Source organism: Vibrio sp. 1F169, from assembly GCF_041439605.1.
Taxonomy (GTDB): Bacteria; Pseudomonadota; Gammaproteobacteria; order Enterobacterales; family Vibrionaceae; genus Vibrio; species Vibrio tasmaniensis_A.
The window spans coordinates 23,939-36,982 of record NZ_JBGOOI010000022.1; the positions used below are offsets into that span (position 1 = coordinate 23,939).

Here is a 13,044-nt window from a genome sequence, read left to right on the forward strand (position 1 = left end):
AACAAGATGGCGAGTATTCATTCAGCTTTGTGAAATAGGCACGGCTATTTATATCAGGCTTAGCTTTATATATTTAGATTTCATTTTCTTTACTAGGAAGGAGTTTCACCCAAATAGTATCGCTGCCGTTGATAGTCACTGTGCGGTTGTATGACTCGTAACCTTCTTTTGAAATGGTTACTTGGTGACGACCGCTCGGTAGCGAAACCTCTAGGGGTGTGCTGCCGTATTTAATGCCGTTGATAGTTACTGAGTCATTGTACTGATCAGAACGTACCATCACGTTTGCCCACTGCTTGTCGCTCTTCTTTGTAACCTTAACGTCGCTGTCCGTTAAACAGTAGCGAGTTGAAACGTTCAATAAGTTACATGCTGCAATCGCTTCCGGTTTTGCTTGAAGTTGAGCTTGCATCTGCACAAAGTAAGAGTTGTTTCCAGAGAAACCGCTCTTGATTGCTTGGCTGTCTTGAACATGAATGTTCAATTGAACACCTTGTAAGTTTTGCTTCGCAAGAGTGCTTTCTGTGAGCTGTTCAAGTAATTTGCTCTTGAAGTTTTGTACTGCTTTCTGCTTCGTCAGGTGTTTACCTTGAGCAATACACTCACCCAGTGTCATTGTTGATGAACATGTGGTGGTGTAGCTCGTTTCAAGAACGGCACTTTCACGAAGTTCTGTTGCAATACGTTTAACGCGAGCTTCAACTTTTGATTCTTTCAAGTTAGCCAGCTCATTATTCAAACGAGCTTGCTTTTGCTTAATTTGAGAAAGGTAAATTTCGTTCTCATTCATCGCTTGCTGATTATCTAGCTGAGACGATTGATTCTCTTTAACCGCAGCCCAAGCATCTTGGTATCCTTTCTGAAAAGAAACCAGATCCGTTTCTGGATCGTCAAGTAAGCGACTGTATTGTTTGTCGAGTACAGATTTAGCTCGGTTACGTTTTGCCTTTAACTCTTCACCTTCACGTAACAACTTACTGTTCTGGTTTTGAAGTTGTTTTAAGGTCTCAGTTGCCGATACTTTGGTCGCTGAAATACGCTCAATATCTGAGTTTTTCTCTGTTAGCTTTGCATCGATAGCTGAAACGGGATCGACTTGATTCAGTTCTTCAGCTGATAACGATGCAGATACCCAAAGTGGGGATAGCGCAAGTAAAAGCGCTGAAATTCGAAAGTTAGTCATAGGTCCCTGCAACTTGTATATTTAAAATTGGCTCGTTAATAAAGTGTCTACTTCCTAGTTGTCAGTCACTAGTTATTAGCAATTAACACAGTACCCGTCTTTATACCGTTTTATTGCCCTCCAATCTACTCAAAAGCTAAGTTTCGCTACTTCGGATACACTTTTTACATATTTACACCGAAATAATTGAGCTATATAAGAAAATATTGTCGTTATGGTGTAGTCATTTGGTTTCCATTTGTGACTTGCTTTGACTTTTGGTGTTCAGATTTATTTGCTCTTGGAACAAGGAAGAGTGGCCTAAATATTGGAAGGTTGACTTTACAAAGCCCGTAGTTTGGGCTCACTTGATCATACTTCCGGAGACATGATCACGTGGTTATCAATAATGATCTTTCTTTGAAGAAGAAAAAACAACTCTCATGATCATTTACAAATTCATCTTCTGCAGATTTCAGAGTATTATTCTTATCATGTCGACCTAAGTACTTTGCTGTCATGCCAAAACCTTTACCCTTTCCAAACCTAGACTTGTCTCCGCTAGGGCTTACTGGCCCCCGACCCGCGGAAATCATAACTTTGCCTTCGCATATGGACTGTCACGATCATCATTATTCGCAGGTGGTGATTGGTTTAAAAGGTCAGGCTGAATTTGAAGTGAGCGGTAAAGGCAATCTTGTCGGCCCAGGTCAAGGTTGTGTGGTAACGGCGAGCTCTGATCATGCTTTCGGTGGTGTGGTTGGCCAGTCGGACATCCTAGTACTCAATATGCCAGTGCCAACGGATGATGACCCTCTGATGCTAGAGAAGATCAATCAGTTAGAATCATCGAACGTCTACTTCCAATTAGACGCGCAAATTCAAAAGCTTATCCATATGTTGGTGCAAGAAATGCAGGCCAGTCCTAATGATCTTCTACTAAGCCGAGCCTGTAATGACACGGTGATCGCGCTGATGCAAAGACACATCTCGGCTTTTGAAACCTCAATCAAAGATTCACGCTTTGATCTTGAAGCGTTGGATCGCTACATAGAACAGCATTTAGCAAATAAGATCTCCGTCGCGCAGCTTGCAGGCAGTGTGTTTCTGGGTGAAAGCCAGTTCCACATGCTATTCAAAGATCAAATGGGCATTACCCCGCATCAGTACGTGTTAGGCAAGCGTATCGACCGATCTCGTCGTTTAATCGAACAAGGTAACCTCAGCCTTGGTCAGGTCGCTGAACTGGCTGGTTTCTCCGGTCAATCTTCCTTTACTCACACCTTTTCACGCCTTCAAGGCATGTCACCATCTCAATACAAAAAGAAAATTTCTGTTAAATAGTGAAACAAAACGGCATATTATTTTAAAGTTTCATATGTGACCTTGTGTTTGTTTTGTTAATAAAGCGAGTTTTTAGCAAAAAACTCGGAGTTTTTGACAAGTAATCCTTATATACTCTAAATACACTGCAGCCATTGTAGAGATCCCGGGCTAATTCCGGGTGTGAGATTAAGGAAAACGCATGTTTACAGCTACTGATGTGTTAAAGCCAGAATTCAACGAGCAGTCGCTTGATGATCTTTGGACGCTTATCTCACCATTATATATGGTGGATGAAACCCAATGGCTAGAGCAACTTCTGCCGCTAGCTACCCCTTCTGAGTCTGAAAAGCAGCAAATCGCAGACAAAACGACATCATTGATCGAAGCTATCCGCGCGGATAAGACTTCTATCCAGATGATCGATGCATTGTTGCTTGAATACAGCTTAGATACTCAAGAGGGCATCTTGCTAATGTGTCTGGCGGAAGCCTTGATGCGTATTCCTGATTCAGCAACCGCTGATGCTCTGATTCGTGACAAATTAAGCGTTGCGGATTGGAAATCTCACCTAAAGAATTCAGACTCAGTATTTGTTAACGCATCCACTTGGGGATTAATGCTAACAGGTAAGGTGGTTGGACTTTCATCTAAAGAGCAGAGTGCAGGTCAAGCGGTTAACCGTTTAGTGAACAAGCTTTCTGAGCCGGTAATTCGCAAAGCGATGCACCAGGCAATGAAGGTGATGGGTCACCAATTTGTTCTTGGCCGCAGCATTGCTGAAGCGCAGAAGAACGGTAAGTCTATGCGTGACAAAGGTTTTACCTATTCATACGACATGCTAGGTGAAGCGGCACTGACTACAGCTGACGCAAACAAATACTTCAAAGATTACCTAATGGCGATTGAAGCCGTAGGTCGAGACAACTATGTTTCTCCACAATCGAAGGTCTCTTCAAAATCGAGCCCTGCGCCATCGGTATCTATCAAGCTTTCTGCGCTTCATCCACGTTATGAAGTGGCGAACGAAGAGCGCGTACTGACTGAACTTTGCGACACGCTAGAGCAGCTATTGCGCCGCGCAGTCGAGCTCGATGTTGCGATTACGATTGATGCGGAAGAAGCGGATCGCCTAGAGCTTTCTCTTAAATTATTCGAAAAACTGTACCGTACTGATCTTGTAAAAGGTTGGGGTAAATTTGGTCTGGTTATTCAAGCCTACTCAAAGCGTGCACTACCGGTTCTAGTATGGCTAAACCGCTTAGCGAAAGAGCAGGGTGATTTGATCCCGCTTCGTTTAGTAAAAGGTGCTTACTGGGACAGTGAAATCAAATGGTCCCAACAAGCTGGCTTTACTGATTACCCAGTTTACACACGTAAAGAAGCGACAGACGTAGCTTACCTTGCATGTGCGCGTTACTTATTGAGCCCAAGCGTTCGTGGCAATATCTTCCCACAGTTTGCGAGCCACAATGCTCATACGGTTTCTGCTATTGCCGTCATGACCGACCATAAAGACTTTGAATTCCAACGCTTACACGGCATGGGTGATTCTCTGTACAACCATGCGATGGAAGCTTATCAACAGTCGGTACGTATCTACGCACCGGTTGGCAGCCATAAAGATCTACTGCCATACCTAGTACGTCGCTTGCTAGAAAACGGCGCAAACAGCTCGTTTGTCCACCGCCTAGTTGATGCGCGTTGCCCTGTGGCAGAGCTGACTCAACACCCTGTCGATATGCTTCTGGCGTTCGATACATTGCACAACACTAAGATTCCTCTGCCTCCAGCGGTTTTCCCTGAGCGTAAGAACTCTTACGGTGTGAACATTGATATTGAAAGCGAAGCGCATCAGTTTGAAGAGCAAGTAAAAGGCTTCTTAAACAATCAATGGACTGCGGGCCCTGTGATCAACGGTGAATCTCTTGCCGAAAGCATGATCAAGGCTGATCAGAGCGTTGAGCAAGTAACCGCACCTTACGATCGTCGTATTCATGTGGGTCAGGTGGCTTTCGCTAACCTTGATCATGTTTCCGCAGCGATCACCGGTGCAGACGCAGCATTCGCTGATTGGAACGCGACTTCGGTTGAAACCAAAGCGGCTGCACTTGATAAGCTGGCTGACCTGATGGAAGACAACCTCGCTGAATTGGTGGCGATTTGTCATCAAGAAGCGGGTAAGACAATTCACGATAGTGTTGATGAAGTACGTGAAGCAGTCGACTTCTGTCGTTACTACGCTAAACAAGCTGACAACCTACAAGGTTTCGAACTAAAAGGTTTTGATGGCCAAACACGAATCGCTTCTCGACAAGGTCGTGGTGTGTTCGTTTGTATCAGCCCTTGGAACTTCCCTCTAGCCATCTTCCTTGGCCAAATTACTGCAGCACTAGTGGCGGGTAATACGGTTGTGGCTAAGCCTGCCGAGCAAACAAGCTTGATTGCTGCTCGTGCGGTTGAACTGATGAATGAAGCGGGCTTCCCTGCTGGCACCATTCAGTTACTACCGGGTCGCGGTGCTGAGATCGGCAGTGCACTAACAAGCCATGATGCGATTGCGGGCGTTGCCTTTACTGGTTCTACGCCAACGGCACAACGTATCAACGTGTCATTGGCAAGTCGTAACGCTAAGCCTGTTCCGTTTATTGCGGAAACCGGTGGTCAGAATGCGATGATCGTCGACAGTACCGCACTGCCTGAACAGGTAGTTCGTGATGTTATTCGTTCGGCATTCGCTTCAGCAGGTCAGCGCTGTTCTGCACTACGTGTGCTTTACATCCAAGAAGACATAGCAGACCGCGTGGTTGGATTGATTCACGGTGCAATGGACGAGCTGAGTGTTGGCATTCCACACCTTCATAAAACCGATGTTGGCCCTGTTATCGACCAAAACGCGAAACAGAAGCTAATGGCGCACTTAGAAAACATGACCAATACCCAGAAGAAGGTGGCTCAACTTTCTCTAGGTAGTGATTGTGAACATGGTGATTTTGTTCCACCAAGTGCTTTTGAAATTGATGACATCAGCTGCTTGAAAGAAGAACAGTTTGGCCCAGTGCTACACATTGTTCGCTTCAAAGCGAGTGAGCTAGCGCAAGTGGTAGACCAAATCAACCAAACGGGCTTTGGCTTAACCATGGGTATCCACAGCCGTAACGAGACAACTTACCGTTGGATCGAAAAACACGTTCGTGTGGGTAACTGCTACATTAACCGTGATCAAGTGGGCGCCGTTGTTGGTGTTCAACCATTTGGTGGTCAAGGTTTGTCAGGTACTGGCCCTAAAGCGGGTGGTCCTCACTACCTATACCGCTTTACTGATGTTCATTTCTCTCAATCACAAGACAAGGCATAAGGAGCATTATCATGGTTCATCAAGTGACAGGTTTTTCTGATGCTTTGCTAGCGTGGGAACAATGGAACCTTACCGACTTTGATTACAAGAGTGCTCAGGTACTTGCGCTTAAATCAGAGATCGAAAGTCAGTCTTCGCCTTTGGCGATGGTGGCGACTTATCATCTAGAGCAAGCGTCTGCGCTGCTTTCTGAACATCACCTAATGGCAGGTCCTACGGGCGAAACCAATGAGTTGTATGCCGCTGGTCGCGGTGTGGCTTTGGTGATTGTTGATGATTGCGAAGAGAAAGTGCCAGCGCTGCAAACTGCAATGGCTTTGATTACTGCTGCGCTATTGGCAGGTAACAGTGTTCAATTGTGCAGTGATGATGTGCAGTTCAATACCTTAGTTGCAGACGCAGCTAAGTCGGCGAACTTGCCAACTAACTTGGTGCAAGTTGCCTCGTATGATGCTGCTCAACAGTTGTTGTCTTGCGATGTACGTAGCGTGGGTTACGTAGGTAACTCGCAAACGGCACAAGCTATCAATTTACAGCTTGCTAAGCGTGACGGTGCAATCGTCGGTTTAGTAGCTGAAACGGATCTGGTGACAATGAATGTTGCTAATGATCCACACCTATCGCTGCGCTTCATTACCGAGCGTACGCGAACTATAAATATAACAGCCGTGGGCGGTAACGCGACCTTGCTCGAACTTGGAAGTGAAGCTCACTAACCTTCAGTAAAATTGGCTCTAAGTACTTTTGGTTTTTTCCATTGTTGGGTTTTCTCCATCTTTGGATTTAATTCATAGTGCCTTGGAGCCTCAATACCTAACTCAATGCACTCGCTTGCCTTACGGTGAGTGTCTTGCATTGAATTAGGCATGGAAGGCTTTCTACAAAATGAGGACTATCAAATGATAGAAAACAGTTTTGCAATAACGACGACGTTCATTGCGTATCTAATTATGATGCTAGCGATCGGTGTTATTGCTTACAAACGTACATCTAACTCAACAGACTACTTCCTAGGTGGTCGTTCGTTAGGCCCATGGCCTGCTGCACTTTCTGCTGGTGCATCAGACATGAGTGGTTGGTTGCTACTTGGCCTGCCTGGTTACGCTTACGCTGCTGGCTTTGAAGCATTTTGGCTTGCTGGTGGTCTACTTGTTGGTACTTGGGCAAACTGGTTAATCAGTGCAAAACGTCTACGTACTTACAGCATTACGACTGAATCACTGACGCTGCCTGAGTTCCTATCTCGTCGTTTCAATGATAATTCTAAGCTGATCCAAACAATTTCTGCTTTCTTTATCCTTTTATTCTTCCTTTTCTACACAAGTTCAGGCTTGGTAGCAGGTGGTAAATTGTTTGAAACGGTATTCGGCCTTGATTACACAACAGCGGTAATTATCGGTACAGTCTGTGTAGTTTCGTACACTCTGTTTGGTGGTTTCCTAGCGGTATCTTGGACTGACTTAGTTCAAGGCTTACTAATGTCTGCAGCGCTATTGATTGTACCAATCGCGGCAATGAACGGTGGCCTAGGTCAGCTTTCTAGCGACCTACACAACATCAACCCAGAGCTGCTAACGCTATGGAATGATGCGAAGGGTGAGCCACTGTCTGCTATTGCGATCATCTCACTAGCGGCATGGGGTTTGGGTTACTTCGGTCAACCACACATCCTTGCGCGTTTCAAAGCAACACGTAGTAATAAAGACCTGACAACAGCGCGCCGCATTGCCGTTATCTGGACTGCACTGTCTATGATTGGTGCAATGCTTGTGGGTCTTGTTGGTCTAATCTATGTGACGAACTCTGGCGCACCTAAGCTAGACGATGGCGAGAAGATCTTCATGCTTCTTGTGAACGCGATGTTCCACCCAGTAATCGCCGGCATCCTACTTGCTGCCATTCTAGCGGCAATCATGAGTACTGCGGATTCACAACTTCTTGTTTCTTCATCTGCAATGGCAGAAGACCTGTATAAGCAAGTTTTGAAGAAAGACGCAACGTCAGAAGAGATTGTTCGTGTCGGCCGTTTCGCGGTTATTCTAATTTCTCTTGTTGCTCTTGTTCTGGCGATGACACCAGACAGCTCAGTACTTGGCCTTGTATCTTACGCATGGGCTGGTTTTGGTGCTGCATTCGGTCCTGCAATCGTATTAAGCCTATACTGGTCTCGTATGAACCGTAACGGCGCTCTAGCGGGTATCGTGGTTGGTGGTGTTACGATTGTACTTTGGAAGCAGTTCACGGGCGGTTGGTTCGATGTTTACGAAATCGTACCGGGAATCATCCTATCGACGCTTTCTATCGTTATTGTGAGCCTAATGACTGGCGAGCCAGAAGACGAAGTGAAAAAGCAACACGCTGAGTTCAAGAAGAACTTAGTTGAGCTAGACTAATTTACATTGTAAAACATATGTGAATTAGCAAAGAACATTAGCTAAAAAGCAATTGTAAAAAGAAATTGAAAAATAAAAGTAATAGAGTCACTTCGGTGGCTCTATTTTTTTATCTGGGCACTACCTTTGTCTTATAGAAAATCAGTAGGATACAGGAGAAGCACGGCTGTTATGAGGTTTACAATGTAAATCGAAACCAAATGATAGAAGGAAAATAAATAGAAGAGAAAGGCTTTTCATAGCGCTTGATGTCAAAAAATAACCGATAAAATGGCTATTTTTTGAACTTGGCGCTCACTTTTGTTATTAGCTCGGTGAATTATTACACTGAATTGGACATCATGTGTCAATTATCAGTAACCACTAAAGACCTATAGGACAAAGGTATGCCTGATCTCTATTGCAAAGGATGTAAAAAAACAACACTACATAAGTCTATAATGAAACGTTGTGAATCTGAGCCTGAGACAACCTCTGGCCGTATGATGCAATGGACGTCAAAGCTATTTAGTGGAAACCTGTACTACGAAATGGAAACTCAGCACTTCTGTCGAACGTGCAACTGTCGTTGTGAAACAGGAACTACAGTTCCCCAAGTTGGTCTGGCTTAGATTGTAGTAAGTGCTTACTAACTTCGATTTAAAAACCTCCCTAATGGAGGTTTTTTTCGTTTTTTATGCCGCTTTTAGTGAAGGTTCTGCCTCGACGACATTACCATCAATCTTAACTTCCCAGCCATAGTTTGAGTATTCACTTGCGAGTGCTTGGGCAACATCTTTTGATACCGTTACGTGTGTCCATGAACCGATTCCGTAAGGTTTATATGCGAGTTCTTGCGTTTTCATAATAGAGTCATCCTTTCTCTTTGAGAATTCTATTATTCACTTTGGCCTATATCCTTTCTTTCGTTTCTGGCTCAACTTATTTGTTAATCGGGTCATTTCTATAATAATTTGTTAATAACTGGAGTTTGATTTATAAGGGTTGTTATCGCTCCGTTCGGTTTTATATTTAACGTGAATAGGAATGGTCTATTTAGTTTTCTAAATGTGTGAGCAAGGTTTTCTTCGATTGCTCTTAGTATGGAATATACTGAGCGCAATCTAGAATGTTTAAGGAATATTATGTCTCAGCATCAACTCGATCGTATCGATAAAGAGATACTAAGAATTCTGCATATGAAAGGCCGTTTGCCCGTTGTTGAACTAGCGAAACAGGTCAACCTAACAACTTCACCTTGCTCTGATAGGTTGAAGCGATTGGAAAAAGTGGGCTACATCACTGGTTATCATGCTGAGCTTTGTTCAGAAAAGTTGGGGCTCGATGTCCAAGTGTTTATCCATATTCGCCTCGATCAAACCAGTTTTTCAATTTTTGATAAATTTGCCCAAGCGGTTGAAACGATGCCTGAAGTCGAAGAGTGCTATTCGCTGTCGGGGGATTTTGACACCATGATCAAGGTTCGAGTAAAAGACATGAAGGCGTACCAAGCGTTTATGGCAACGAAATTGGGTACCCTGCCAGGTGTGATTCAGACACGCAGCGAAGTGGTGATTGAAGAACACAAGAAGGGCTTTGGTGTTAACCCTGAGTTGTTGGCCACCATAAAATAGTGACCGGCTTTGCCTTACCAAGGTTATTTAGATATAAAAAATGGAAGCCAATAAGCTTCCATTTTTGTTGAACGTCAGATAAAGAGCAATCGGATAAACTTCTCCGCCTTACAGCGTAATTGCGGCAGAGATTAAACCAATCACACCGCCGAATACCCCACCCCAAACGACCAACCAACCAAGGTGTTTCTTGATCATGGTCTGAACCATCTCTTTAACCAGTTTTGGTGTCAGTTCATTCAAGCGCTGATCGATGATCGCTTCAATGTTCTCTTTGATTTCATCCATCATCGCAGGTGATTCAAGTTCATCCTTGATGGCATTTTTTACCGAATCACTCTTGCTGATTTCAATCACAGACTCTTGCATCTTCTCAACAAATGGCGCCTTCATTGGCTGTAGTGCTTCTGTGCCACCAACCATCGCCAACATGCCACCAAACTGTGAGTTTTCGATAACATGAACCAGTGAATCGAATGCTGGGTTAAAGTCGATCTTTTTAATTACGGGCTCTAGATTGAGCGATTTTCCGGTCATCTCACTGCTAAGGAAGCGGTCGATGTTACTTTCAGTAAAGAACTGTTCCATCATTAGTTGCTTGATTGCAGCCTTGAACTCTTCAAAGCGTGCTGGAATAACACCAGAACCGTATAAGCCGGGTACTTTTTCGAACAACATGTGAATCGCAAGCCAGTTGGTGATAGCACCAGAAAAGGCGAATAGGCCTGCATAAAGCAAGTATTGGTTTGCTGTCGCATAGCCGCCAGCAAGCAGTGCTAACGCAATAACGTTAGTTAAGACACTTTTGTTCATGGTTGATCTCTAGAAAGAATACTGCGCGCATTTTAAGAAAAAAACGCCAAGAAAAAAACAAAAGGATCGATGAAGTTTAAGAACCAATGAAAACAGACGAGAAAGGGCGAAGAATAACAGACATAAAAAAGGCTAGCCTCCCCCCGAAGTCTAGCCTTATTCCAGAACGCGCAAGCGAAGCGTCATTGCTGTTAATGTCATTATATGATTACGACATAACATTCTGCCATGTGTAATTTACCGCCAATTAACATTTTGGTGTGAATTACGCCGCACTTTTAAAATGGAATATAAATTAAGCGCTCGTTGTCTGTTCAAGATCATCACCAATAAAGCCACCAGTCTGGTGATTCCACAATTGAGCATAGATGCCATTTTGTGTAATCAGCTCTTGGTGCGTGCCTTCTTCGACGATATTACCTTGGTCGAGTACGATCAAACGGTCCATTGCTGCAATCGTCGATAGACGGTGTGCAATCGCTATAACCGTTTTGCCTTCCATTAGTTCAATCAAGCTCTCTTGTATCGCAGCTTCAACCTCTGAATCGAGAGCTGATGTTGCTTCATCTAGAACCAACAGCGGAGCATTCTTCAGAAGTACACGTGAGATAGCGACACGTTGACGCTGACCACCAGAAAGCTTGACGCCACGTTCACCCACTTGAGCATCGTAACCAACGTTGCCAAACGGGTCGGTTAGCGTTTCGATAAACTCATGAGCGTGCGCCTGTTTAGTCGCCGCGTATACCTCTTCGTCTGATGCCTCTGGTCGACCGTAAAGAATGTTGTCTTTGATCGAACGGTGCAGCAGTGAGGTATCTTGAGTCACCATACCTATGTTGCTACGCAGAGAATCTTGAGTAACGCTCGAGATCTCTTGGTCATCAATCAGGATGCGACCACTTTCTACATCGTGGAAACGCAGCAGTAAGTTAACTAGGGTCGATTTACCTGCACCTGAACGGCCAACCAAGCCGACTTTTTCACCCGGTTTGATGTTGAGGTTTAGGTTGTTAATCACACCCTTATTCTCACCGTAGTTAAAGCTCACGTTGTCGAAGTTGATACCGCCTTGTGGAACGTCCAAAGGTTTCGCATCTTTTTTGTCTTCGATAGCAATGGGCTTAGACAGTGTTTTAATACCATCAATCACGGTACCTAGGTTTTCAAACAGACCACCTATTTCCCACATGATCCATTTCGACATGCCGTTAATACGCAGAGCTAAGCTGACCGCAATCGCAATTGCACCTACGGTGATCGCGTTATCTAGCCATAGGTAGATAGAGATACCCGCAATGCTGAACACCAACAAGTAGTTAGCGAATTCAACGCAGATGTTGAAGCCAGTAACCAAGCGCATTTGGCGATGGACTGTGTCTAGGAAGCCTTCCATCCCTTCTTCTGCGTACTCGGTTTCTCTTTTACTATGAGAGAAAAGTTTGACCGTAGCGATGTTGGTGTAGCTATCCACAATGCGACCCGTCATCAACGAGCGAGCATCCGCTTGTTCTGAAGACACGTCTTTCAGCTTTGGTACGAAGTGCAGTTGAATGCCAACGTAAATGAACAACCAAATCAACATTGGAGCCATTAAGCGCCAATCCGATTCAGCGAGCATGAACAGCATCGCTGTAAAGTAAACCGTCACGTAAACAAACACATCGACCATTTTGGTCACGGTTTCACGTACCGCGAGCGAGGTTTGCATCACTTTGGTGGCAACACGCCCGGCAAAGTCATCTTGATAGAACGACAAACTTTGCTTCAAAAGGTAGCGGTGAGCTAACCAACGAATCGACATTGGATAGTTGCCTAGCAAAGTTTGGTGAAGCAATAGCGAATAAACACTGATCAAGATTGGCATCACGACCAACAGCAGAACGCCGAGCCCCATCAGTGTCGACTCGTTGTCTGCTAAGAAAGTGTCCGGGTTGCTGGTTGATAGCCAGTCAACCAGTTGACCCATGTAACCGAACAGCGCAACTTCGATGATCGCGATGGTCATGCTCATCAATCCGAGCAAGATCAACGGCTTTTCAAAACCTCGTGTGTAATGGCGGCAGAATGCCAGTATTCCAGTAGGAGGTTGTATCGGCTCTCCCTTTGGAAAGGCTTCAGTAAAGCCTTCAAATTTCTTGTACATAGTTTTCCCTTTATAAGCTACTGCATCTTTGATGCTAGAGCATCGTGATGTGCAGCTTTGTTTTTATAGTCTTGATTTGAATTTTTCAGTTTTAGTTTGAAATTATATAAGTGCCAACGCGTTCTTATAAGTATTAAGCCATTCGATAGATTTTTGTTTAGTTCTTATGTAAGTACTTGGTTTAAGCGACACAGAACACTTCCAAAGAGTGTCTTTCATGAAGCTAATTTTAGATT

10 protein-coding genes are annotated in these 13,044 nt (G+C 44.4%); 5 read left to right on the top strand and 5 right to left on the bottom strand.

The window, feature by feature from the left end; translation table 11 throughout:
• Positions 1–73 precede the first annotated feature (73 nt).
• On the bottom strand, positions 74–1,183 hold the full coding sequence (locus ACED53_RS10965; protein ID WP_009846003.1) for a PEGA domain-containing protein: 1,110 nt from the start codon (positions 1,181–1,183) through the stop codon (positions 74–76).
• A gap of 498 nt (positions 1,184–1,681) precedes the next feature.
• Here ACED53_RS10965 and ACED53_RS10970 point away from each other — a divergent pair, with 498 nt between their 5' ends.
• The 3 genes from ACED53_RS10970 to ACED53_RS10980 all read left to right on the top strand — a co-directional run bounded on the left by ACED53_RS10970 (position 1,682) and on the right by ACED53_RS10980 (position 6,559).
• Positions 1,682–2,506, top strand: a complete 825-nt coding sequence (locus ACED53_RS10970; protein WP_012600035.1) for an AraC family transcriptional regulator — start codon at positions 1,682–1,684, stop codon at positions 2,504–2,506.
• Between the two features lie 181 nt (positions 2,507–2,687).
• Positions 2,688–5,843 carry a bifunctional proline dehydrogenase/L-glutamate gamma-semialdehyde dehydrogenase PutA gene (gene putA, locus ACED53_RS10975; protein ID WP_017100474.1) on the top strand — a complete coding sequence of 1,052 codons (3,156 nt, stop codon included), beginning with the start codon at positions 2,688–2,690 and terminating at the stop codon, positions 5,841–5,843.
• Positions 5,844–5,854: 11 nt separating this feature from the next.
• Positions 5,855–6,559, top strand: a complete 705-nt coding sequence (locus ACED53_RS10980) for a 1-pyrroline-5-carboxylate dehydrogenase (protein WP_017100473.1) — start codon at positions 5,855–5,857, stop codon at positions 6,557–6,559.
• Here ACED53_RS10980 and ACED53_RS10985 read toward each other — a convergent pair.
• A complete protein-coding gene (locus ACED53_RS10985) occupies positions 6,556–6,711 on the bottom strand; it encodes a hypothetical protein (protein WP_009845999.1) in 156 nt (51 codons plus the stop codon). The genes ACED53_RS10980 and ACED53_RS10985 overlap by 4 nt on opposite strands.
• A gap of 34 nt (positions 6,712–6,745) precedes the next feature.
• Here ACED53_RS10985 and putP point away from each other — a divergent pair, with 34 nt between their 5' ends.
• On the top strand, positions 6,746–8,236 hold the full coding sequence (gene putP / locus ACED53_RS10990; protein ID WP_029222791.1) for a sodium/proline symporter PutP: 1,491 nt from the start codon (positions 6,746–6,748) through the stop codon (positions 8,234–8,236).
• 674 nt (positions 8,237–8,910) lie between these two features.
• Here putP and ACED53_RS10995 read toward each other — a convergent pair.
• Complete coding sequence (locus ACED53_RS10995; protein ID WP_009845996.1) at positions 8,911–9,081, bottom strand: hypothetical protein; 171 nt, start codon at positions 9,079–9,081, stop codon at positions 8,911–8,913.
• 279 nt (positions 9,082–9,360) lie between these two features.
• Here ACED53_RS10995 and ACED53_RS11000 point away from each other — a divergent pair, with 279 nt between their 5' ends.
• Positions 9,361–9,849: an Lrp/AsnC family transcriptional regulator gene (locus ACED53_RS11000; RefSeq protein WP_009845995.1), complete on the top strand. Its 489-nt coding sequence runs from the start codon at positions 9,361–9,363 to the stop codon at positions 9,847–9,849.
• A 108-nt stretch (positions 9,850–9,957) separates the two neighbouring features.
• Here ACED53_RS11000 and ACED53_RS11005 read toward each other — a convergent pair whose 3' ends face one another.
• Together ACED53_RS11005 and ACED53_RS11010 are read right to left on the bottom strand one after the other, a co-directional pair.
• Positions 9,958–10,662, bottom strand: coding sequence for a DUF445 family protein (locus tag ACED53_RS11005; protein ID WP_017100472.1), 705 nt, complete (start codon positions 10,660–10,662; stop codon positions 9,958–9,960).
• Positions 10,663–10,957: 295 nt separating this feature from the next.
• Positions 10,958–12,808, bottom strand: a complete 1,851-nt coding sequence (locus tag ACED53_RS11010; protein WP_009845993.1) for an ABC transporter ATP-binding protein — start codon at positions 12,806–12,808, stop codon at positions 10,958–10,960.
• Positions 12,809–13,044 lie beyond the last annotated feature (236 nt).